The organism is Mycobacterium scrofulaceum, assembly GCF_002086735.1.
Taxonomy (GTDB): Bacteria; Actinomycetota; Actinomycetes; order Mycobacteriales; family Mycobacteriaceae; genus Mycobacterium; species Mycobacterium scrofulaceum.
Genome location: NZ_MVIJ01000034.1, coordinates 1 through 26,058, shown reverse-complemented (window position 1 = coordinate 26,058; position 26,058 = coordinate 1). Strand labels below are relative to the sequence as shown.

The window sequence follows — 26,058 nt, the reverse complement described above, 5'->3', positions numbered from 1 at the left end:
GCGGGTGGAGCTTTGGGGGAGTCGATGGGAGTTGGTGATCACACACTTCCGCTGACGCGCGGACAGCTGGACATCTGGCTTTCGCAGGAAACGGGCTTCGTCGGCACGGAGTGGCAGCTGGGCTTGTTGATCAAGATCGAGGGTCCGGTCGATCGCGATGCCCTCGGGCGTGCGCTCACCCAGACCGTCGCGGAGGCCGAGGCCGGCCGGGTCTCGTTCTTCGAGGTGGACGGCCAGGTGGTCCAGAAGCCGATCGACTACCCCGACGTCGAGCTCGCCTTCCACGATCTGACGTCCCTGCCCGACCCCGTGCAGGAAGCCCGCGCGATGGCTTCGTCGATCCAGCGGACGCCCATGGCATTGAACGGGCAGCTGTTCCAATTCGTGTTGTTCCAAACGGGGGCTGACGAGTTTTATTTGTTCGGTTGCTGCCATCACATCGCAATCGACGGATTGGGTATGGCGCTGGTGTCCCGCCGGGTTGCCACCATTTATTCCGCCATGATGGCCGGAAAACCCATTCCCGATGCGTATTTCGGCTCGGCGCAGGATTTAGTTGACCTGGAGTCCGAATACGAGGCGTCCTCCGACTACCAGGACGACAAGGCGTATTGGAGCAAGAACCTCCCCCCGGAGACCGCCTGGGTTGACCGGCCGACCGACAGCGCGAACGGCAAAGACCACTACTCGCCGTCCGCGTCCGTCCAGTTGGACCCGTCCGTCACCACCCGCATCAAAGAGCTGTCCAAGAAGCTGGGCATCCGCCGGTTCTCCGTCACCACGGCGGCGTGCGCGCTGCTGGTGCGCGCCTGGTCCGGGAGCGGCTCCGAGGTGGCGCTCGACTTCCCGGTGAGCCGGCGGGTGCGCCAGGAGTCGAAGACCCTTCCCGGGATGTTCGCCGGGGTGGTGCCGCTGGTGCTGAACACCTCGCCGACGGCCACGGTTGCCGACTTCTGCAAACACGTCGACATCAAAATCCGGGAGCTGCTGCACCATCAGCGGTTCCCGGTGCACACCCTGGAGAGCGACGGCCTGCGGCAGGCGGCCAATCGGGTCGGCATCAACTTCATCCCCATGCGACTCACGCTCGACCTCGCCGGTTCCCCGGCGACGGCGACGTACACCAACCACGGCCCCGTGGGGCACTTCAGCCTGTTCTTCCTGGGCGCTGGTGACCAGCTCTTCCTGAGCACCGCGGGCCCGGGGCAACCGTTTGCCGACTTCGGCGTCGCCGACCTGGCGGCCCGCATGCAGCAGGTGCTGGAGGAGATGACCGCCGACCCCGAGCGGTGGCTGTCCTCGATCGACCTGCTGGCCGCCGACGAGCCGGCCCAGATCGACGAGTGGAGCAACCGGGCCGCCCTGACCCAGCCGGTCCCGGCGCCGGTGTCCATCCCGGTGGCGTTCGCCGAACACGTGCAGCGCTCGCCCGACACCCCGGCGGTCACCTGCTCCGCCAAGTCGTTGACGTACGCCGAACTCGACGAGGCCTCCAACCGGCTGGCGCACCTGCTGGCCGATCACGGCGTGGGCCCGGGTGGCTGCGTGGCGGTCATGTTCCCCCGCTGCGCCGACGCGATCGTGGCCATGCTCGCGGTGCTCAAGACCGGCGCGGCCTACGTGCCGATCGACCCGGCGCACTCCGCGGCACGCATGGAGTTCGTGCTCTCCGACGCGGCGCCGAGTGCCGTGATCACCACCGCGGACCTGCGCTCGCGGCTGGACGGGCGCGACCTGTTGGTGGTCGACGTCCACGACCCGGCCGTCGACGAGCAGCCGAGCACCGCGCTGCCCGCGCCGGCCCCGGAGAACATCGCCTACATCATCTACACCTCCGGAACCACCGGAACCCCCAAAGGCGTTGCGATACCTCACCTGAACGTCACGTGGCTGATCGAGTCGCTGGACGCGGGCCTGCCCAAGGGGCAGGTGTGGACGCAATGCCACTCGTCGGCCTTCGACTTCTCCGTGTGGGAGATCTTCGGCGCCCTGCTGCGGGGCAGGCGGCTGCTGGTGGTCCCCGAGTCGGTCGCGAGCTCCCCGGAGGACCTCCACGACCTGCTGGTCGAGGAGAAGGTCAGCGTGCTCACCCAGACCCCGTCGTCGGTGGCGATGCTGCCCGCGGACGGCCTGGAGTCCACCGCCCTGGTGGTGGCGGGCGAGGCCTGCCCGAGCGACGTGGTGGACCGATGGGCGGCGCCCGGCCGGGTGATGCTCGACGCCTACGGCCCGACGGAAACCACGGTGTGCGCGTCGATCAGCAAGCCGCTGATCCCCGGGTCGGGCGTGGTGCCGATCGGTTCACCGATCGCCGGCGCGGCGATGTTCGTGCTCGACAAGTGGCTGCAGCCGGTGCCGGCCGGGGTGGTCGGCGAGCTGTACCTGGCGGGCCGCGGCGTCGGGATCGGATACGTGCGCCGGTCGGGGCTGACGGCCTCGCGGTTCGTGGCCAACCCCTTCGGCGGCCCGGGCGCCCGTATGTACCGCACCGGCGACCTGGTCTGCTGGGGCCCGGACGGACAGCTGCAGTACTTCGGCCGCTCCGACGAGCAGGTCAAGATCCGCGGCTACCGCATCGAGCTCGGTGAGATCCAGTCGGTGCTCAAGGGCCTCGACGGGGTGGACCAGGCGGCAGTGGTCGCGCGCGAGGACCGCCCCGGGGACAAGCGCCTGGTGGGCTACATCACCGGCACGGCCGACCCGGCCGCGATCCGGGCCGCGCTGGCCGACCGCCTGCCGCCCTATATGGTGCCGGCCGCCGTGGTGGTGCTCGAGGCGCTGCCCCTGACCGGCAACGGCAAGCTGGACAAGCGCGCCCTGCCCGCACCCGAATACGCCACCGCCGAGTACCGCGCCCCCGAGGACCCGGTCGAGGAGATCCTGGCCGACATCTACGCCCAGGTGCTGGGCCTGGAGCGGGTCGGCGTCGACGCCTCGTTCTTCGACCTGGGCGGCGACAGCATCCTGTCGATGCAGGTCGTGGCCCGCGCCCGCGCGGCCGGGATCCTGTTCCGCCCGCGCGACGTGTTCGTCGAGCAATCGGTGGCCCGGCTGGCGCGGGTGGCCGAGGTGGCGGTTGACGGCGCGGGCGGCGCGGGCGACGACGGCGTCGGGCCGGTGGTGGCCACCCCGATCATGCGCTGGCTGCAGAGCATCGAGGGCCCGATCGAGCAGTTCAACCAGACCATGGTGGTGCAGGCGCCGGCGGGCGCGACCGAGGCCGACGTGGTCGCGGTGCTGCAGGCCCTGCTGGATCGGCACGCCGCGCTGCGGCTGCGCGCCGACGACGACGGCGCGGGGGACTGGTCGCTGCAGGTGCCCGAGCCCGGCGCGGTCGACGCGCGCGGCTGCGTGCACGCCGTCGAGGCCTTGTCCGAGGAGGCGCTGGCCGAGGCGCGGTCGCGGCTGAACCCGGCCGCCGGCGTGATGGTCAGCGCCGCATGGGCGGAGTCCACCGGCCAGCTGGCGTTGATCATCCACCACCTGGCCGTCGACGGGGTCTCCTGGCGAATCCTGTTGGAAGACTTCAACATCGCCTGGGCCCAGCATCACAACGGACAGCCGGTGGCCCTGCTGGCGCCCGGGACGTCGTTCGCCCGCTGGTCGACGTTGCTGCAGGAGTATGCGCAACGCCCCGACGTGGTGGCGCGCGCCGACGAGTGGCGGCAGGTGGCGTCCACCCCGGCGGCGTTGCCGGCGGCGCGGCCCGACGCCGACACCTACGTGAACGCCGGCCAGCTGTCCGCCGCGCTGGACGTCGAGACGACGCGGCTGCTGCTCGGCGAGGTGCCGGCCGCGTTCCACGCCGGCGTGGGCGACATCCTGCTGATCGCCTTCGGCCTGGCATTCGCCGAATTCCTCGGGACCGGCGCGGCGCCGATCGGCATCGACGTGGAGGGCCACGGGCGGCAGGAGGAACTGTTCCCGCGGGTGGATCTCTCGCGCACCGTGGGCTGGTTCACCACCAAATACCCGGTCGCGCTGAAGCCTGGCCGGTTGAGCTGGTCGCAGGTCGTCGCCGGCGACGCGGCGCTGGGTCCGGTGATCAAGGCCGCCAAGGAACAGCTGCGCGGCCTACCCGACGGCCTGACCTACGGCCTGCTGCGCTACCTGAACCCCGACGTCGACCTCGACGGCTCCGACCCGGTGATCGGGTTCAACTACCTGGGGCGGCTCGGCGCGGGCGCCGACCTGTCCGACGAGCTGTGGCGGGTCAGTCACGACAGCCTGGCGGTGGCCGCGGTGGCGACGGCGGTGCCCATGCCGCTGGCGCACACGGTGGAGCTCAACGCCGGCACCATGGACACCGAGGCCGGCCCGCACCTGCAGGCCAACTGGAGCTGGGCGCCGTCGGCGCTGGACCACGAGCGCGTCGACCGGTTGAGCCAGTTGTGGTTCGAGGCGCTGACCGGGATCTGCGCGCACGTCCGCAGCGGCGGCGGCGGCCTGACCCCGTCGGACGTCGCTCCCGCTCACCTGAGCCAGCAACAGATCGACGCCCTGTGCCGTCAGGGCGGCGTCGCCGACGTGCTGCCGCTGACCCCGGTGCAGCAGGGGCTGCTGTTCCACACCGCCTTCGCGCAGGACATGGACGACCTGTACGCGGTGCAGCTGGGGATCACCGTCAGCGGCGGCCTCGACGCGGCCCGCCTGCGCGAGGCGGTCCACACCGCGGTCAAGCGGCACCCCAACCTGGTCGCCCGGTTCTCCGAAGACTTCGGTGAGCCCGTCCAGGTCATCCCGGCCGACCCCCAGATGGCGTGGCGCTACGTCGAGCTGGACGGCGGCGACGTCGACGAGCAGGTCGACCGGCTGTGCGCCGACGAGCGCGCCGCGGTGTGCAACCTGGCCGACAAGCCGTCGTTCCGGGCCGCGCTGATCCGCACCGCGCTCGACCGGCACCGGTTCGTGCTGACCATCCACCACATCGTGGTCGACGGCTGGTCGCTGCCGATCCTGCTGCAGGAGGTCTTCGCCAGCTACTACGGCGAGCGGCTGCCCGCCGCCCCGTCCTACCGCAGCTTCGTCACCTGGCTGACCAACCAGGACCGCGCCGCCGCCCAGGCGGCGTGGGCGCAGGCGCTGGCCGGTTTCGAGACCCCCACCCTGGTCGGGCCCCTCGGGCAGATCGGGCGGCGCGGCGTCGCCGCCTTCCACGTGCCCGCCGAGACCACGAAGGCGCTGGGCGAGCTGGCTCGCTCATGCCGCACCACCATCAGCACCGTGCTGCAGGGCGCGTGGTCGCAGCTGCTGACGTGGCTGACCGGCCAGCACGACGTCGCCTTCGGCACCGCGGTTTCGGGCCGGACCACCGAGCTGGCCGGCGCGGACGCGATGGTCGGCCTGCTGATCAACACGGTGCCGGTGCGGGCGAAGATCACCGCCACCACCACCGTCGCCGACCTGCTGGACCAGCTGCAGCGGCTGCACAACGACACCGTCGACTACGAGCACCTGTCGCTGCCGGACATCCACCGCGCCACCGGCCACGACCAGTTGTTCGACACCCTCTTCCTCTACGAGAACTACCCGATCGACGCGGGCGCGCTGCTGGGCGTCCACGAGCTGGCCGTCACCGACTTCAGCAGCCGCGAGTACAACCACTACCCGCTGTCGGTGGTGGTCTCGCCGGGCCACGAGCTGAGCCTGCGCGTCGAGTTCGACACCGAGGTGTTCGACCGGGCCGCCGTCGACACGCTGATCGAGCGGCTGCAGCAGGTGATGGTGGCCATGACCGCCGACCCCGCCCGTCGCCTGTCCTCGATCGACCTGCTCGATGCCGCCGAGCACGCCCGGCTCGACGACTGGGGCAACCGGGGGGTGCTCGCCGAGTCGGCGCGCAAGCTGGTCTCGATCCCGGAGCTGTTCGCCGCGCAGGCCGCCCGCGCCCCCGAGGCGGTGGCCATCACCGACGGCGACCGTTCGTGGACCTACGGCGAGGTCGAGGAATCCGCCAACCGGCTGGCGCACCTGCTGGTGAGCCGCGGCGCCGGGCCGGGGGAGCGGGTCGCGGTGCTGTTCCCCAGGACGGCTGAGGCCGTCGTGGCGATCCTCGCGGTGCTCAAGAGCGGGGCGGCCTACCTGCCCGTCGACCCGGCGGTGCCGGCCGCGCGGATCGAGTTCGTGCTCGGCGACGCCGCCCCGATCGCCGCCGTCACCACCGCGGACGTGCGGTCGCGGCTCGACGGGCAGAACCTGGACGTCATCGAATTCGACGACCCCGCCGTCGCGACCCAGCCCGGCGACGGGCTGCCCGCGCCGTCCCCGGCGAACATCGCCTACATCATCTACACGTCCGGCACGACCGGCACCCCCAAGGGCGTGGCCGTGCCGCACCGCAACGTCACCCAGCTGCTGGAGTCCCTGGACGCGCAGCTGGCGCTGGGGCAGGTCTGGACGCAGTGCCACTCGCTGGCGTTCGACTTCTCGGTGTGGGAGATCTTCGGGTCGCTGCTGTACGGCGGCCGGCTGGTCATCGTGCCCGACAACGTCGTCCGCTCGCCGGAAGAGCTGCACGCCATGCTGGTCCGCGAACAGGTCAGCGTGCTGAGCCAGACGCCGTCGGCGTTCTACGCGCTGCAGACCGCGGACTCGCTGCAGCCCGAGCTGGGGCAGCAGCTGAAGCTGCAGACCGTGGTGTTCGGCGGCGAGGCGCTGGAACCGCACCGGCTGGGCAAGTGGTTGCACAACCACCCCGGGCTGCCGCGCCTGATCAACATGTACGGCATCACCGAGACCACGGTGCACGCCTCGTTCCGGGAGATCGTCGACGGCGACGTCGACAACAGCGCCAGCCCCATCGGCGTGCCGCTGGCCCACCTGGGCTTCTTCGTCCTGGACGGCTGGCTGCGGCCGGTGCCCGAGGGCGTGGTCGGCGAGCTGTACGTGGCCGGGCTCGGCCTGGCCTATGGATACGTGGGCCGGTCGGGGCTGTCCGCGACGCGGTTCGTGGCCTGCCCGTTCGGCGGGTCCGGGGCGCGCATGTACCGGACCGGCGACCTGGTGCGCTGGGGCGCCGACGGCCAGCTGCAGTACATGGGGCGGGCCGACGAGCAGGTCAAGATCCGCGGCTACCGCATCGAGCTCGGCGAGGTGCACGCGGCCCTGGCCGCGCTGGACGGGGTCAACGAGGCGGCGGTGATCGCCCGCGAGGACCGCCCCGGCGACAAGCGGCTGGTGGGCTACGTGACCGGCACCGCCGACCCGGCCGCGATCCGCAACCAGCTCGGCGAGCGGCTGCCCACCTACATGGTGCCCACCGCGGTGGTGGTACTCGAGGCGCTGCCGCTGACGGTCAACGGCAAACTCGACACCCGCGCGCTGCCGGCGCCCGAATACTCCGACGCCGACCACTACCGCGCGCCCAGCACCGCGATCGAGGAGATCCTGGCCGGCATCTACGCCCAGGTGCTGGGCGTGGACCGGGTCGGGGTCGACGACTCGTTCTTCGACCTCGGCGGCGACAGCATCCTGTCCATGCAGGTGGTCGCCCGCGCCCGCGCGGCCGGCGTGGTCTGCCGCCCCCGCGACATCTTCGTCGAGCAGACCGTGTCCCGGCTGGCCCGGGTGGCCGGGCTCGCCACCGACGACGACGTCGTCGACGAGGGCATCGGCCCGGTGGTGGCCACCCCGATCATGCGCTGGCTGCACAGCGTCGACGGCCCGGTCGAGCAGTTCAACCAGACCATGGTGGTGCAGGCCCCCGCCGGGGCGGGCGAAACCGACGTGGTGGCGGTCCTGCAGGCTTTGCTGGATCGGCACGCCATGCTGCGGTTGCGGGTCGACGACGACGGCGCCGGCGGCTGGTCGCTGCGGGTCCCCGAGGCCGGCGTGGTGGACGCCGCCGGGTGCGTGCACACCGTCGAGACGCTGTCCGACGCGGCATTGGCGGCGGCGGTCTCGCAGCTGAACCCGGCCAGCGGCGCGATGCTGCGGGCGGTGTGGGTGCCGTCGACGGGGCAGCTGGCGCTGATCATCCACCACCTGGCCGTCGACGGGGTGTCGTGGCGAATCCTGTTGGAAGACTTCAACATCGCCTGGGCCCAGCATCACAGCGGGCAGCCGGTGGCGTTGCCGGTGGGCGGGATGTCGTTCGCCCGGTGGTCGTCGCTGCTTGCCGAGCACGCGCGCCGGCCGGAGGTCGTCGACACCGCCGAAGCGTGGCGGCAGATCTCGTCGACGCCGGCGCCGCTGCCGGCGGTGCGGCCCGACATCGACACCTACGTCAGCGCCGGGCAGCTGTCGGTGGCGCTGGACGCCGACACCACGCGGATGTTGCTGGGCGAGGTGCCCGCGGCCTTCCACGCGGGTGTGCAGGACATCCTGCTGATCGCGTTCGGGCTGGCCTGGGCGCAGTTCGTCGGCACCGGCGCGCCGATCGGCATCGACGTCGAGGGCCACGGCCGCCACGAGGAACTCGGCCCACAGGTGGACCTGTCCCGCACGGTCGGCTGGTTCACCACCAAGTACCCCGTCGCGCTTCAGGTCGGCGGGCTGTCCTGGGGACACGTCGTCACCGGCGAGGCCGAGCTGGGCGTGCTGGTCAAGGACGCCAAGGAACAGCTGCGCGCCCTGCCGGACACGCTGACCTACGGCCTGCTGCGCTACCTGAACGACGACGTCGACCTGGACGCGTCGGACCCGGTGATCGGGTTCAACTACCTCGGGCGGCTGGGCGGCGCGGGCGACCTGTCCAGCGAGCTGTGGCGGCTCGACCAGGACAGCCTGGCGTCGGCCGGCGCCGCGACCGCGGTGCCCCTCCCGCTGCCGCACACCGTCGAGCTCAACGCCGGCACCCTGGACACCGCCACCGGCCCGCTCCTGCAGGCCAACTGGACCTGGGCGCGCTCGGCGCTCGACGAGGGACAGGTGGCCCGGCTGAGCGAACTGTGGTTCGACGCCCTCAGCGGCATCTGCAGCCACGTCCGCAGCGGCGGGGGCGGGCTGACGCCGTCGGACCTCGCGCCCGCCCGGCTGACCCAGCGCGACATCGACGAGCTGTGCCAGCGCTACCCGATCGCCGACGTGCTGCCGTTGACCCCGCTGCAGCAGGGCCTGCTGTTCCACACCGGGACCGCGCACGGCAGCGACGACCTCTACGCGGTGCAGCTCGACATCAGCGTGAGCGGTGCCCTCGACCCGCACCGGTTGCGCGACGCGGTGCACACCATGCTCAAGCGGCACCCCAACGTGGTGGCGCATTTCGTCGAGGACTTCGGCGAGCCCGTGCAGGTCCTTTCGGCCGAGCCCCCGCTGTCGTGGCACTACGTCGAACTCGACGCCGACGACGCCGAACCCGAGGAGCAGATCCAGCAGCTCTGCGCCGGCGAACGCGCCGCGGTGTGCGACCTGGCGGAGCGGCCGCCGTTCCGGGCCGCGCTGATCCGCACCGCCGACAACCGGCACCGGTTCGTGCTGACCAACCACCACATCGTGCTCGACGGCTGGTCGAAGCCGCTCCTGCTGCAGGAGATCTTCGCCGCCTACTACGGGGTGCAGCTACCGGCCCCGGTGCCCTACCGCAAGTTCGTCGACTGGCTGGCCGCGCAGGACCGCGGGGCAGCCCAGGCGGCGTGGCGCCGGGTGCTGGCCGGGTTCGACACCCCGACGCTGGTCGGCCCGCCCGGGCGGATGAGCCTCGGGCCGCGGAGCGTCTCCTCGTTCCAGATGTCGGCGGAGACCACGCGGGCGCTGGGCGAGCTGGCGCGGTCGTGCCGCACGACCGTCAGCACCGTGCTGCAGGCCGCGTGGGCGCAGCTGCTGATGTGGCTGACCGGTCAGCACGACGTGACGTTCGGGACCGCGGTCTCCGGGCGGCCGACCGAGCTGGCCGGCTCGGACCAGATGGTGGGCCTGCTCATCAACACCGTCCCGGTGCGGGCCACGATCGGCGCCGAAACCACGATCGCCGACCTGCTCAACCAGCTGCAGAGCGCCTACAACGACACGCTCGAACACCAGCATTTAGCGCTGAACGATATCCATCGTGTAACGGGACACGACCAATTATTCGACACCATGTTCGTGTACGAGAACTATCCGATCGACACCGCCGCGCTGTCGGCCGTCGATGAGCTGGCCATTGATGGCTTCACCAACCGCGAATTCAACCATTACCCGCTCTCGGTCCAGGCCGTACCGGGTCACGAACTGGGTCTTCGGGTCGAATTCGATACAGAAGTCTTCGACCAGGGCAGAATCGAGAGGTTGGTCGAGCGGTTCCGGCGCGTGCTGGAAGCCATGACCGCAGATGTGGAGGAGCAGGCATGACCGTCGGCGCGGGGCGGCGATTGTTGTCGATCGACTTGCTCGATGGCGGCGAACACGACCGCCTCGACGAATGGGGTAACCGGGCGGTGCTGACCGCGCCGGCGACGGGGGCTGTCTCGATCCCGGCGTTGTTCGCCAAGCAGGTCGCCCGCGTTCCGGAGGCTCCGGCGCTGACGTTCGAGGGCCGCTCGCTGACCTACCAAGAACTCGACGAGGCCGCCAACCGGCTCGCGCACCTGCTGGCCGACCACGGCGCGTGCCCGGGCGAGTGCGTGGCGCTGCTGCTGTCCCGCTCAGCCGAGGCGATCGTGTCGATCCTGGCGGTGCTCAAGACCGGGGCCGCCTACCTGCCGATCGACCCCGCCGTCCCGGCCGCGCGGATGGAGTTCATGCTCGGCGACGCGGCGCCGGTCGCCGCGGTCACGACGGCCGAACTGCGGGCGCGGCTGGACGGGTTCGACCTGCTGGTCGTCGACGTCGACGACCCGGCGGTGGCCGACCAGCCCAGCTCGGGTCTGCCGGGGCCGGCCCCCGAGGACATCGCGTACATGATCTACACCTCGGGCACCACCGGAACCCCGAAGGGCGTGGCGGTCACCCACCAGAACGTCACCCAGCTGCTCAAGAAGCTGCCCGCCGACCTGCCGCAGGCCGGTGTCTGGTCGCAGTGGCACTCGTTGGTCTTCGACGTGTCGGTCTGGGAGATCTGGGGCCCGCTGCTGCACGGCGGCCGCCTGGTGGTGGTGCCCGAGTCGGTGGCCGGCTCGCCGGACGAGCTGCACGCGCTGCTGATCGCCGAGAAGGTCACCGTGTTGTGCCAGACGCCGTCGGCGGTGGGGATGCTCTCGCCGGACGGGCTCGACGCGACGGCGCTGATCGTGGCGGGCGAGGCCTGCCCGTCGGAGGTGGTGGACCGCTGGGCGCCCGGCCGGGTGATGATCAACGCCTACGGCCCGACCGAGGGCACCGTGTACGCCTCGATGAGCTCGGCGCTGAAGGCCGAGTCGGGGGCGCCGCCGATCGGCTCGCCGGTGCCCGGCGCGGCGCTGTTCGTGCTCGACAAGTGGCTGCGCCCGGCGCCGGAGGGCGTCGTCGGTGAGCTGTACATCGCCGGCCGCGGTGTGGCCTCCGGCTACGTGCGCCGGCCGGGCCTGACGGCCTCCCGGTTCATCGCGTGCCCGTTCGGGGCGCCGGGGAGCCGGATGTACCGCACCGGGGACCTGGTGCGCTGGGGCGTCGACGGCCAGCTGCAGTACCTCGGCCGCGCCGACGAGCAGGTCAAGATCCGCGGCTACCGCATCGAGCTCGGCGAAATCCAGACGGCGCTCGCCGGGCTCGACGGCGTGGAGCAGGCGGTGGTGATCGCCCGCGAGGACCGCCCCGGCGACAAGCGCCTGGTCGGTTACATCACCGGGACCGCCGACCCCGCCGAGATCCGCACCCAGCTCGGCCAGCGGCTGCCCGGCTACATGGTGCCCGCCGCGGTGGTGGTGCTGGACGCGCTGCCGCTGACGGTCAACGGCAAGCTCGACAAGCGGGCGCTGCCCGCCCCGGAGTACCAGAAGACGAACGGCGAGTACCGCGCGCCGACCACGGCCGTCGAAGAAACCCTGACCGCCATCTACGCCCAGGTCCTCGGACTGGAGCGGGTCGGCGTCGACGACTCGTTCTTCGACCTCGGCGGCGACAGCATCCTGTCGATGCAGGTGGTGGCCCGCGCCCGCGCGGCCGGCGTGGTGTGCCGCCCGCGCGACGTCTTCGTCGAGCAGACGGTGGCCCGGCTGGCCCGGGTGGCCGGCGTGGCCTCCGACGATGACGTCGTCGACGAGGGCATCGGCCCGGTGGTCGCGATCCCGATCATGCGCTGGCTGCAGCAGGTCGACGGCCCGACCGACCAGTTCAACCAGACCATGGTGGTGCAGGCGCCCGCGGGCGTCACCGGCGACGACGTGCTGGTGGTGCTGCAGTCGCTGCTGGACCGGCACGCCACGCTGCGGATGCGGGTCGACGACGACGGCGCCGGCGGCTGGTCGCTACAGGTGCCCGACGTCGGCGCGGTCGAGGCCGCCGCGTGCCTGCACACCGTCGACGCGTTGTCCGACGCTTCGCTGGTCGCGGCGCGCTCGCAGCTCAACCCCGCCGCGGGGACCATGCTCCGCGCGGTGTGGGCGGAATCCACCGCCCAGCTGGCGTTGATGATCCACCACCTGGCGGTGGACGGGGTGTCGTGGCGAATCCTGTTGGAAGACCTGAATATCGCCTGGGCGCAGCACCACAGTGGGCAGCCGGTGGCGCTGCCGACCGGCGGGACGTCGTTCGCGCGGTGGTCGGCGATGCTGGAGGAGCACGCCCAGCGGCCCGAGGTCGTCGCGCAGGCCGAGGCGTGGCGGGAGGTCGCCGCGACGCCGGCGCTGTTGCCGGCGGTGCGCCCCGACGTCGACACCTACGAGACGGCCAAGCAGCTGTCGGTGTCGCTGGACGTCGACACCACGCGGATGCTGCTGGGCGAGGTGCCCGCGGCCTTCCACGCGGGCGTCCAGGACATCCTGTTGATCGCGTTCGGGCTGGCCTGGGCGCGGTTCGTGGGCACCGGCGCGCCGATCGGCATCGACGTGGAGGGCCACGGCCGGCACGAGGAGCTGGGCCCGCACGTCGACCTGTCCCGCACCGTGGGCTGGTTCACCACCAAGTACCCGGTCGCACTGGCCGTCGGCGAGCTGGACTGGGCGGAGGTGATGGCCGGCGACCGGGCGCTCGGCGTGCTGGTGAAGAAGGCCAAGGAGCAGCTGCGCGCGCTGCCCGACCCGCTGACCTACGGGCTGCTGCGGTACATGAACGCCGAGGTCGACCTGGACGGGTCGGACCCGGTGATCGGCTTCAACTACCTGGGACGCCTGGGTGCGGCGGCCGACCTGCCCGGCGAGATGTGGCGGATCAGCCAGGACAGCCTGTCGTTCACCGGCGCCGCCAGCGCGGCGCTGCCCATGCCGCTGATGCACACCGTCGACCTCAACGCCGGCACCATGGACACCGAGGCCGGCCCCAACCTGCAGGCCAACTGGACGTGGGCGCCCTCGGCGCTGGACCACGAGCAGGTCAGCCGGTTGAGCCAGCTGTGGTTCGAGGCCCTGGCCGGGATCTGCGCGCACGTCCGCAGCGGCGGCGGCGGGCTGACCCCGTCGGACATCGCCCCCGCCCAGCTGAACCAGCAGCAGCTCGACGACCTCTGCCAGCAATACGCCGTCGCCGACGTGTTGCCGTTGACCCCGCTGCAGCAGGGCCTGCTGTTCCACGCCAGCTTCGCCAACGACCCCGGCGACGACGTCTACGCGGTGCAGCTCGGCATCACCGTCACCGGCGACCTGGACCCGCACCGGTTGCGGGAGGCCGTCCACGCCGTCGTCAACCGGCACCCCAACCTGGCGGCCCGGTTCTGCCCGCAGTTCGGCCAGCCGGTGCAGGTCATCCCGGCCGACCCGGCGATGGCGTGGCGGTACATCCAGCTCGGCGCCGAAGACCTGGACCCCGAGGAGAAGATCGAGCAGCTCTGCGCCGCCGAGCGCGCCGCGGTCAGCGACCTCGCCAACCGGCCCGCCTTCCGGGCCGCGCTGATCCGCACCGCCGACAACCGGCACCGGTTCGTGCTGACCAACCACCACATCGTGATGGACGGGTGGTCGCTGCCGATCCTGCTGCGCGAGATCCTCACCAGCTACTACGGGGAGCGGCTGCCCGCGCCCGCGTCCTACCGCAGCTACCTGACGTGGCTGGCGGCCCAGGACCGCACGGCCGCCCGGGCGGCCTGGGGTGAGGTGCTCGCCGGGTTCGACACGCCCACGCTGGTGGGGCCGCCCGCCCGGCTGAGCGTCGGACGCCGCGGCGTCGAGTCCTACCGCCTGCCGGCCGAGACCACCCGCGCGCTGGGCGAGCTCGCCCGGTCCTGCCACACCACGATCAACACCGTGCTGCAAGCGGCCTGGGCCCAGCTGCTGATGCGGTTGACCGGCCAGTACGACGTGGCCTTCGGCACCGCGGTCTCCGGTCGCCCGGCCGAATTGCCCGGCGCCGAATCGATGGTGGGCCTGCTGATCAACACGGTGCCGGTGCGTGCGCACATCACCGCCGCGACCACCGTGGCCGAGCTGCTGCAGCAGCTGCAGAACGCCCACAACAACACGATCGAGCACGAGCACCTGGCCCTGAACGAGATCCACCGCGTCACCGGCCACGACCTGCTGTTCGACACGCTGTTCCTGTACGAGAACTACCCGATCGACACCAGCGTCCCGCTGGGCTTCCACGAGTTGGCGATCACCGACGTCACCAACCGCGAGTACAACCACTACCCGCTGGCGGTGATGGCGCTCCCGGGCCGGGAGCTGGGCCTGCGCGTCGAGTTCGACACCAGCGTCTTCGACACCGCCGGCATCGAGTCGGTGATCGAGCGGTTCGAGCGGGTGTTGGGGGCGATGACCGCCGACTCCAGCCAGCGACTGTCGGCGATGGACGTGTTGGACCTCGGCGAGCGCGCCCGCCTGGACGAGTGGGGCAACCGGGCGGTGCTGACCGCGCCGGTGCGTGCCGCGGCGTCCATCCCGGCGCTGTTCGCCAAGCAGGTGGCCCGCGTCCCCGACGCGGTGGCGCTGACGTTCGACGGCCACTCGATGACCTACCGCGAACTCGACGAGGCCGCGAACCGGTTGGCCCACCTGCTCGTTGAGCACGGCGCCCGCCCGGGCGAGAGCGTCGCACTGCTGTTCTCCCGGTCGGCCGAGGCGATCGTGTCGATCCTGGCGGTGCTCAAGACCGGGGCGGCCTACCTGCCGATCGACCCGGCCGTCCCCGCCGCGCGGATCGAGTTCGTGCTGTCCGACGCCGCGCCGGTCGCCGCGGTCACGACCGCCGACCTGCGCTCCCGGTTGGACGGCTTCGACGGAGTGGTCGTCGACGTCGACGACGCGCCGGCCGACACCCGGCCCGCCACGGCGCTGCCCGGGCCGACGCCCCAGGACATCGCGTACGTCATCTACACGTCGGGCACCACCGGCGTCCCCAAGGGCGTCGCGGTCACCCACCACAACGCCACCCAGCTGCTGGAGAGGCTGCACGCCGACCTGCCGGACCCGGGCGTGTGGGCGCAGTGGCATTCCCTGGTCTTCGACGTCTCGGTGCACGAGATCTTCGGCGCGCTGTTGCACGGCGGCCGGCTGGTCGTGGTGCCCGAATCCGTCGCCGGTTCGCCCAAGGACCTGCACGCCCTGCTGGTCGCCGAGAACGTGACCGTGCTCAGCCAGACACCGTCGGCGGTGGGCATGCTCTCGCCGGAGGGTCTGGAGTCGACGGCCCTGGTGGTGGCCGGCGAGGCCTGCCCGCCCGAGGTGGTCGAGCGCTGGGCGCCGGGCCGGGTGATGATCAACGCCTACGGCCCGACCGAAGGCACGGTGTACGCGGCGATGAGCGCGCCGCTGAACCCGGACGCGGGGGCGCCGATCGGTTCCCCGGTGCCCGGGGCGGCGCTGTTCGTCCTGGACAAGTGGCTGCGGCCGGCGCCCGAGGGCGTGGTCGGTGAGCTGTACATCGCCGGCCGCGGTGTGGCGTGCGGCTATGCGCGCCGCTCGGGCCTGACGGCCTCGCGGTTCGTGGCGTGCCCGTTCGGGGCGCCCGGGGCCCGGATGTATCGCACCGGTGACCTGGTGTGCTGGGGCGCCGACGGCCAGCTGCAATACCTGGGCCGCGTCGACGAGCAGGTGAAGATCCGCGGCTACCGCATCGAGCTGGGCGAGATCCAGGCGGCCCTGGCCGGTCTGGACGGGGTCGAGCAGGCGGCGGTGATCGCCCGCGAGGACCGCCCCGGCGACAAGCGGCTGGTGGGATACATCACCGGGACGGCCGACCCGGCCGATGTCCGCGCGCGGCTGGGCGAGCGGCTGCCGGCCTACATGGTGCCGGTCGCGGTGGTGGTGTTGGACGCGCTGCCGTTGACCGTCAACGGCAAGCTCGACAAGCGCGCCCTGCCGGCCCCGGAGTACCAGAAGACCGGCGGCGAATACCGCGCACCGGCCACCCCGGTGGAAGAGACGTTGGCCGACGTTTTCGCCGGTGTCCTTGGCTTGCAGCGTGTTTCGGTCGAGGAGTCCTTCTTCGACCTGGGCGGCGATTCGCTCTCCGCGATGCGGGTGATCGCCGAGGTGAACACGGCGCTCGACGCCAACCTCTCGGTGCGCACCCTGTTCGAGGCGCCGACGGTTCGCCGCCTCGCCCAGCGGGCGGAGCACGACGCCAGCGGCGCGGACGAGCTCGAGGCAGGCGGTCCGAGCTTTGCCTCGGTGCACGGCCGCGACGCGACCCACGTCTACGCGAGCGACCTGACGCTGGAGAAGTTCATCGACGCCCCGACGCTGGGCAACGCGCCGGCGCTGCCGGGGCCGAGTTCGGAAGTCCGCACGGTCCTGCTGACCGGGGCGACGGGCTTCCTGGGCCGGTACCTGGCGCTGCAGTGGCTCGAGCAGCTGGAGCTGGTCGACGGGAAGCTGATCTGTCTGGTGCGGGCCGGTTCCGACGAGGAGGCCCGGCAGCGGCTGGAGAAGACGTTCGACACCGGCGACCCGCAGCTGCTGCGGTACTTCCAGGAGCTGGCCGCCGACCACCTCGAGGTCATCGCCGGGGACAAGGGCGCGGCCAACCTCGGGCTGGACGAGCAGACCTGGCAGCGGCTGGCCGACACCGTCGACCTGATCGTCGACTCGGCTGCCCTGGTCAACGGCGTGCTGCCGTATCGCGAGCTGTTCGGGCCGAACGTCGCGGGCACCGCGGAGCTGATCCGGGTGGCGCTGACCACGAAGCTGAAGCCGTACGCCTACGTCTCGACCTCCGACGTCGGCCGCCAGATCGACCCCGCGGTGTTCACCGAGGATGCCGACATCCGGGAGATCAGCCCCATCCGCAAGGTCGACGGCAGCTACGCCAACGGCTACGGCAACAGCAAGTGGGCCGGCGAGGTGCTGCTGCGCGAGGCCCACGACCTCTGTGGGCTGCCGGTCTCGGTGTTCCGGTCCGACATGATCCTGTCCGACACCAGCTACGCCGGCCAGTTCAACCTGTCGGACATGTTCACCCGGATGGTGCTGAGCCTGGTGGCGACCGGCATCGCGCCGCGGTCGTTCTACCAGCTGGACGCCGAGGGCAACCGGCAGCGTTCGCATTTCGATGCGCTGCCGGTGGAGTTCGTCGCCGAGGCGGTCACCACGCTGGGCGCCCAGGTGGTGGAAGGGTTCGAGACGTATCACGTGATGAACCCGCACGACGACGGCATCGGCATCGACGAGTACGTCGACTGGCTGATCGAGGCCGGCTACCCGATCGAGCGGATCGACGACTTCGGGGAGTGGCTGAGCCGGTTCGAGGCGGCGCTGCGTGAGCTGCCGGAGCGGCAGCGCAAGCATTCGGTGCTGCAGATGTTGCAGGTGCCGGGTTACAACCAGCTGCAGGCGCCGGAGCCGGCCACCGGTTCGTTCGCCCCGACCGACCGTTTCCGCACCGCCGTGCAGGAAGCCAAGATCGGCGCCGACAGCGACATCCCGCACATCTCCCCGCCGGTGATCGTCAAATACGTCACCGACCTGCAGTTGGTCGGACTGCTCTAAATCGCACGCTCGGTTCGGGACGGTCCTACGGGGCCGTCCCGAACCGTTTGCCCTCTTTAAGCAACTGAAACATTCTTCGCGTATCTTTTGGGTGCGATCTACGGGAGTCCTGATATGAAGCTGGGACTTTTTCGAAACCTCTAGCGCACTTTCGTATCCATCCGTTAACCTTGCGAACTGTTGCACTCATGTTGACTAATTTGACGGAGATACTGTGCGCGTCGGCCCGTTCGATGACGACATCAGCACTTCCGCCTCTTTAGTCGGCGCCGTGCGGCGACGGCGGCGAGGATTCCGACGCGGACTGCGCTGCGTTTCTGCGCCACCTCAAGCGGAACCGAACGGGCATTGCGGAGGAGTTCGGTCGAGCGGCTGTAGTCAACCGGGGGTTTTACAGGGTGAACCCTATGGTTGGGAAGTTGGATGGAGCTTGGAGATCAGGCACTTCCGCTTACTTGCGGACAACTAGACATATGGCTTGCGCAGGAGACCGGCCACTCCGGCACCGAGTGGCAGATCGGCCTCTTCGTCACGATCGACGGCTTGGTCCAGCGTGACGCCCTGAAGTGGGCGATCCGCCAGGCGCTGAAAGAAGCCGAACCGGCCCGGGCCTCGTTCGTCGAGACCGACGGCCAGGTCTTTCAGCGGGCGGTCGACTACCCGGACGTCGAACTGGCCTTCCATGACCTGACCGGCTCGTGCGACGCCGTCGAGGAAGCCCGGCGGATCGCGTTGGCGATCCAACGGACGCCCATGCCGTTCACCGGCCCGCTGTTCAGGTTCGCCCTGTTCAGGACCCGCGCCGACGAATTTCACCTGTTCGCCTGCTGCCACCACATCATCCTCGACGGCACCGGCGTCGCGCTCGTCGGTCACCGGATCGCCTCGATCTATTCGGCCATCGTCTCCGCCGCGCCGGTCCCCGCGCCCGTCTTCGGCTCGCTGCAGGAGCTGGTGGATTGCGAGTCCAGATACGAAGCGTCCGGCGACTACCGGAGGGACGAGGCCTACTGGATTCAGCACCTGCCCGCGGATGACGCATTGCCGCACCGGGCGCCGCGCGCCTCCGGGGAGCGCGACCCATGGCCGTCGGCGCCGGTCCCGCTGGACGCCGGGGTCCTGCGCCGGGTCGACAAGCTGTCCCGGGTGTGGGGCGTTTCCCCGACATCGGTCGTCACCGCGGCGTGCGCGCTGCTGGTGCGCGGCTGGAGCGGCGACGGCCCGGAGGTGGTCCTCGACTTCCCGGTCAACAGGCGCGTGAGTCCCGAGGCGAAGACCCTCCCGGGCATGGTTGCCGGCGTGGTGCCGCTGGTCCTGCGGGTCTCACCGGAGTTGACGGGCGCCGAGTTCTGCCGACAGGTCGACGCGCGGGTTCGGGAGGCGGTGGAGCACCAACGCTTTCCGGTGCAGGCGCTGGAGCGCAAAGCCCGCGGCCCGGCGGGGCCGGCCGAGCGGGTCAGCGTCAACTTCGTCCCGTCGGCCTTCACCCTCCCCTTCGGCGGTGTCACCGCCTCGGCCTCGTACACCAACTCGGGTCAGGCGAGTGGCTTCGGTCTGATCTTCTCCTCCGACGGCGACCGGCTGTTCCTCAGCACGGCGGGCGTCTGGGAGCCCTTCTCCGGCTTCGACGCCGCCGATCTGGCCGCGCGTCTGGAGCGGCTACTGGTCGCCCTGACCGCGGACACCACCCGCCGGTTGCTGTCCATCGACGTTCTCGACGATGCCGACCGCCCGGGCCTGGCCGGCTGGGGGAACTGGGCGGCGATCGGTAGGCCCGCGCCCGCGGGACGGACGATCCCGGAGTTGTTCGGCGTGCAGGCCGGCCGGTCGCCGTCGGCGGTGGCGGTGTCGTGTGAAGGGCGCCGGTGGTCGTATCGGGAGGTCGACGAGGCCTCGAACCGGCTGGCGCGTTGGCTGATCGGGCGGGGCGTCGGCCGGGGGGCGCGCGTGGGTCTGCTGATGGAGCGTTCGGCCGAGGCGGTGATCGCGGTGCTGGGCGTGCTGAAGGCCGGGGCCGCATACGTGCCGATGGATCCTGGGCTGCCGGCGGGGCGGGTGGAATTCATGCTGACCGACGCGGCGCCGGCGGTCGTGATCGCTTCCGCGGGACTGCGGCCGCGGTTGGGTGAGTTCGCCGGCGAGGTGGCCGACATCGACGATCCCGCGATCCGGCAGCAGCCGGCTGCGGGTTTGGCCGGGCCCAGCGCCGACGACGTCGCGCACGTGATCTACACGTCGGGCACGACGGGCGTGCCCAAGGGGGTGGCGGTCACGCATCGCAACGTGACGCAGCTGTTTGATGCGCTGGCCGGCGACGGCTTGCTGTCGCCGGGGCGGGTGTGGAGTCAGTGCCACTCGCTGGCCTTCGACTTCTCGGTGTGGGAGATCTGGGGTGCGCTGCTGCACGGCGGCCACCTGGTGGTGGTGCCCGACGCGCTGACGCGCCGCGCCGACGACCTGCGGGCGTTGCTGGTGGGGGAGCGGGTGTCGGTGCTGACCCAGACGCCGTCGTCGCTGGGGGCGTTGTCGCCGGAGGGCGTGGGGGCGGCGTTGGTGGTGGGCGCCGAGGCGTGTCCGGCGGCGGTGGTGGACCGATGGGCGCCGGGCCGGGCGATGGTGAACGTGTACGGGCCGACCGAGACCACGATGTGGGTGTCCAAGAGCGCGCCGTTGGCGGCCGGGTCGGGGCCCCCTGCCATCGGGTCACCGGTGGACGGGGCGGCGCTGTTCGTGCTCGACGGGTGGCTGCGGCCGGCGCCGTCGGGTGTGGTCGGTGAGCTGTATGTCGCCGGTGCCGGTGTCGGCGTGGGCTATCTGGGCCGCGCGGGGCTGACGGGTTCGCGGTTCGTGGCGTGTCCGTTCGGTGGCTCCGGGACGCGGATGTACCGCACGGGAGACCTGGTGTGGTGGGACCCGGATGGGCAGCTGCGCTACGTGGGGCGCGCCGACGAGCAGGTCAAGGTTCGTGGATACCGCATCGAGCTCGGCGAAATCCAATCAACCCTAACGGTTTTGGCGGGCGTGGAGCAGGCGGCGGTGATCGCGCGGGAGGACCGCCCCGGCGACAAGCGGCTGGTGGGCTACATCACCGGGACGGCCGACCCGGCCGAGGTCAGGGCGCGGTTGGCCGAGCGGCTGCCGGCCTACTTGGTCCCCGCGGCGATCGTGGCGCTGCCCGAATTGCCCATGACGCTCAACGGCAAACTCGACACCCGCGCGCTGCCCGCACCCGAATATCTCGGCCGTGGATATCGCGCCCCGGCCACCCTCACCGAGGAGGTCCTCGCCGGCGTTTACTCGCAGGTGCTGGGGCTGGAGCGCGTCGGCGTCGACGACTCCTTCTTCGACCTGGGTGGCGATTCGCTATCGGCGATGCGGCTGGTCGCCGCGGTGAACGCCCGCCTGGACGCGTCCCTTTCCGTGCGGGCGCTGTTCGAGGCGCCCACGATTCGCCGGCTGGCGCCACGGCTCGACGGGGGCGGGGGCGGGCTCGCGCGGGTGGTGGCCGGGGCGCGGCCCGCGGTGGTGCCGTTGTCGTTCGCGCAGTCCCGGTTGTGGTTCCTCGACCAGCTGCACGGCTCCTCGCCGGTTCACAACATGGCGGTGGCGCTGCGCCTGTGTGGAGGCCTGGATGCCGACGTGCTGGGGACGGCGTTCGCCGACGTGGTGGCCCGGCACGAGAGCCTGCGCACCGTCTTCGTCGCACCCGAGGGAACCCCCCGGCAGGTCGTCGTCCCCGCCGAGCACGCGGATTTCGGCTGGCGGATCGTCGACGCCGGCGGGTGGCCGGCCGGGCGGCTGGCCGAGGCGATCGACACGGTCGCCCACCAGCCATTCGACCTGACCACCGCGATTCCGTTGCGCGCGACGCTGTTTCGGGTGGGCGCCGGTGAGCATGTGCTGGTGGCGGTGGCTCACCACATCGCCGCCGACGGGTGGTCGATCACGCCGTTGGTGCGTGATTTGGGGATTGCCTATGCCAGCCGGTGTGCCGGTGAGGCGCCGGGGTGGGCCGAATTGCCGGTGCAATACGTGGATTACACGCTCTGGCAGCGGGCCCAGTTCGGGGATCTGGAGGACCCGCACAGCGCGATCAGCGCCCAGCTGGCGTATTGGCTCGGCGCGCTGGCGGGGATGCCGGAGCGTTTGGAGTTGCCGACGGATCGCCCCTACCCGTTGGTGGCTGATTATCGCGGGGCGCGGGTGGCCGTGGAGTGGCCCCCGGAGTTGCAGCAGCGAGTGAGGGAGGTGGCTGGTGAACACAATGCAACCAGTTTCATGGTGGTACAGGCGGCGTTGGCTCTCCTATTGGCCAAGCTGGGCGCGACTTCGGATGTGGCGGTGGGTTTTCCGATCGCCGGGCGCCGCGATCCTGCGCTTGATGAGTTGGTCGGATTTTTCGTCAATACACTTGTTCTGCGCACCGACCTGGGTGGAAATCCGACCGTGGCTGAGGTCTTCACCCAGGTACAACAGCGCAGCCTGGCCGCATACGAGCACCAGGACGTCCCCTTCGAAGTCCTCGTCGAACGGCTGCACCCCACCCGAAGCCTCACCCACCACCCCCTGATCCAGGTCGTCCTGGCCTGGCAGAACCTGCCCTGGCAGCACGACGGCCCGGCGGCCGGGCTGGCCCTGGGCGACGTGCGGGTGACCCCGGAACCGGTGGACACCCAGGTCGCCCGGATGGATCTGGTGTTCTCGTTGGCCGAGCGCTGGACCGGGGACGGCCGCCCCGCCGGTATCGGCGGGGCGGTGGAGTTCCGCACCGACGTGTTCGACACCGCCAGCGTCGAGGCGCTCGTCGAGCAGTTCCGGCGGGTGCTGGCGGCGGTCACGGCCGACCCGGCGCGGCGGGTGTCGTCGATCGATGTGCTCGACGAGGACGAGCACACCCGCCTCGGGGTCATCGGCAACCGGGCGGTGCTGCGTGGGCCTTCGCCCGCCGGGGTCTCGATCCCGGAGTTGTTCGCCGCGCAGGTGGACCGCGCCCCCGATGCGGTGGCGATCACGTGTGCGCGGCGTTCGTGGAGTTATGGCGAGGTGGACGAGGCGTCGAATCGGTTGGCGCACTTGCTGATCGAGTATGGTGCCGGGCCGGGGGAGTGTGTGGCGCTGCTGGCCGAGCGTTCGGCGCAGGCCGTCGTGGCGATGCTGGCGGTGCTCAAGACCGGGGCGGCCTACCTGCCCCTCGACCCGGGCCTGCCCGCGGCGCGCATGGAGTTCCTGCTGGGGGATGCCGCGCCGATCGCCGCCATTGTCACCCCCGGCATGCGCTCGCGGCTCGACGGCTCCGGCCTGGCGGTCCTTGTTGTCGACGATCCCGCCGTCGCGACCGGACGCAGGGACGGACTGCCCGCGCCGGACGCGGGAAACATCGCGTACGTGATCTACACCTCGGGCACCACCGGGGCGCCCAAGGGCGTGGCGGTCACCCACCGCAACGTCACCCAATTGCTGGAGTCGGTGGACCGAGAACTCGAACTGGGCCGGGTGTGGTCGCAGTGTCACTCGTTGGCCTTCGACTTCTCGGTCTGGGAGATCTTCGGCGCGCTGCTGCGCGGCGCCCGGCTGGTCATCGTCCCCGACGACGTCGTCCGCTCACGAGATGACCTGCAGGCCATGCTCGTTCGCGAACGGGTCAGCGTGCTCAGCCAGACGCCGTCGGCGTTCTACGCCTTATCGCCCGAGCCGAACGAGCTGAAGCTGCAGACCGTGGTGTTCGGGGGCGAGGCGCTGGAACCCCCGCGGCTGGGCAAGTGGCTGCACAACCACCCGAAGCTGCCGCGCCTGATCAACATGTATGGCATCACCGAGACCACGGTGCACGCCTCCTTCCGGGAGATCACCGACGCGGACGTCGACGACAACGCCAGCCCCATCGGGGCGCCCCTGGCCCACCTGGGCTTCTTCGTGCTCGACGAGTGGCTGCACCCGGTGCCCGCGGGCGTGACGGGTGAGCTTTATGTGGCCGGCCGCGGCGTGGCGTGCGGCTACGTGGGCCGGGCCGGCCTGACGGCGTCGCGGTTCGTGGCGTGCCCGTTCGGCGGGTCCGGCGCGCGGATGTACCGCACCGGGGACCTGGTGCGCCGGAGCACCGACGGCCAGCTGCAATACCTCGGTCGGGCCGACGAGCAGGTCAAGATCCGCGGCTACCGCATCGAGCTCGGCGAAATCCGCACCGCGCTCACCGCTTTCGACGATGTCGAACAGGCGGCGGTGCTCGCCCGTGAGGACCGCCCGGGCGACAAGCGGCTGGTCGCCTACGTCACCGGAACCGCCAACCCCGGCCTCCTCCGCGGCCTGCTGGGCGACCGCCTGCCCAGCTACATGGTCCCCGCGGCCGTCGTCGCGGTGGACGCCATCCCGCTGACCGTCAACGGCAAACTCGACACCCGAGCCCTGCCCGCACCCGACTACCAGGAAGGTGGCGAATACCGCGCACCGGCCACTCCGGTGGAGGAGATTCTGGCCGGCATCTACGCCCGGGTGCTGGGGCTGGAGCGCGTCGGCGTCGAGGAATCCTTCTTCGACCTGGGCGGGGATTCGTTGTCGGCCATGCGCCTGGTGGCGGCGGTCGCGACCGGCCTGGACGCCCGTCTGGAAGTGCGGACCCTGTTCGAGGCGCCCACGATTCGCCAGCTGGCGCCCCGCCTCGGAACGGGCGGCGGGGGCCGGCCCGCCCGAGTGGTGGCCGCGGCGCGCCCGGCCGTGGTGCCGTTGTCGTTCGCGCAGAACCGGTTGTGGTTCACCGACCAATTGCAGGGCCCCTCACCGGTTTACAACATGGCCGCGGCGATGCGGCTGGACGGGCACCTGGACGTCGGGGCGCTGCGCGCCGCGTTGGGCGACGTGGTGGCGCGGCACGAAAGCCTGCGCACGGTGTTCGTGGCACGGAAGGGGATACCCCAACAGGTGGTCGTCCCCGCCGAGCGGGCCGACTTCGGCTGGCGGGTGGTCGACGCCCTGGGCTGGTCTGCGAGCCGACTCGACGAGGCCATCGAGGCCGCGGCGCACCACCCGTTCGATCTGGCCAACGAAGTGCCGCTGCGCGCAGAGCTTTTCAGGGTCGACGCGAACCGGCATGTGCTGGTGGCGGTCGCCCACCACGTCGCCGCCGACGGGTCATCGCTGACGCCGCTGGTGCGTGACCTCGGGTTGGCGTACGCCAGCCGGTGCGCGGGCCACCCGCCGACGTGGGCGCCGCTGCCCGTGCAGTACATCGATTACACGCTGTGGCAGCACGCCCGCCTGGGGGACCTGGACGATCCGGGCAGCGCCATCGCCGGCCAACTACGGTACTGGCAGCACGCTTTGGCCGACCTGCCCGAGCATCTCGCGCTCCCCACCGACCGGCCCTATCCGGCGGTGGCCGACCACCGCGGGTCCAGCGTGAGGGTGGCGTGGCCGGCCGAGTTGCACCAACGCGTGCGCGAAGCGGCCCGCGCGCACAACGCCACGAGCTTCATGGTGCTCCAGGCCGCCCTGGCGGTGCTGCTGGCCAAGGTCAGCGCGACTTCCGATGTGGCGGTTGGCTTTCCGATCGCCGGGCGACCCGATCCGGTGCTCGACGAGCTGGTGGGCTTCTTCGTCAACACCCTGGTGCTTCGGGTTGACCTCGCCGGGAACCCCACCCTCGCCGAGGTGCTCGCCCAGGTGCGGCAGCGCAGCCTAGCCGCTTACGAACATCAGGACGTGCCCTTCGAGGCGCTCGTCGAACGACTCAACCCAAGCCGCAGCCTGACCCATCACCCGCTGGTACAGGTGATGCTGACCTGGCAGACCAACGGCCCGGCCGAGTTGAGTCTCGGCGAGCTGCAGGTCACCCCGCTGCCGGTGAGCACCCGCACGGCGCGGATGGATTTGGTGTTCTCACTCGCGGAGCGCTGGACCGACGACGGGCAACCGGCCGGCATCGGCGGGGCGGTGGAGTTCCGCACCGACGTGTTCGACACCGACACCGTCGCGACGCTGATCGGCCGGCTGGAGCGGGTGCTGGTCGCGCTGACGACCGATACCACCCGGCGGGTGTCGGCGATCGACCTGCTGGGCGCCGCCGAGCATCGTCTGCTGGATGAGATGGGTAACCGTGCGGTGCTGGTCGAGCCGTGGGTGCCGGTGTCGATTCCGGGGTTGTTCGCGGCGC

3 protein-coding genes are annotated in these 26,058 nt (G+C 71.1%); all 3 read left to right on the top strand.

Annotated features, from left to right (window positions below):
• Positions 1 to 24: 24 nt before the first annotated feature.
• Positions 25 to 10,269 carry a non-ribosomal peptide synthetase gene (locus BST44_RS20050; protein ID WP_083178878.1) on the top strand — a complete coding sequence of 3,415 codons (10,245 nt, stop codon included), beginning with the start codon at positions 25 to 27 and terminating at the stop codon, positions 10,267 to 10,269.
• Positions 10,266 to 17,912, top strand: a complete 7,647-nt coding sequence (locus BST44_RS20045; RefSeq protein ID WP_083178850.1) for a non-ribosomal peptide synthetase — start codon at positions 10,266 to 10,268, stop codon at positions 17,910 to 17,912. The genes BST44_RS20050 and BST44_RS20045 overlap by 4 nt, the downstream gene beginning before the upstream one ends.
• Before the next feature lie 423 nt (positions 17,913 to 18,335).
• Positions 18,336 to 26,058 (top strand): non-ribosomal peptide synthetase (locus BST44_RS20040; protein ID WP_142274593.1); only part of this gene is annotated, 7,723 nt, incomplete at its 3' end.

Coding starts and splice junctions, on each gene's coding strand:
- BST44_RS20050 (WP_083178878.1), top strand. CDS start 25: ATGGGAGTTGGTGATCACACACTTCCGCTGACGCGCGGACAGCTGGAC.
- BST44_RS20045 (WP_083178850.1), top strand. CDS start 10,266: ATGACCGTCGGCGCGGGGCGGCGATTGTTGTCGATCGACTTGCTCGAT.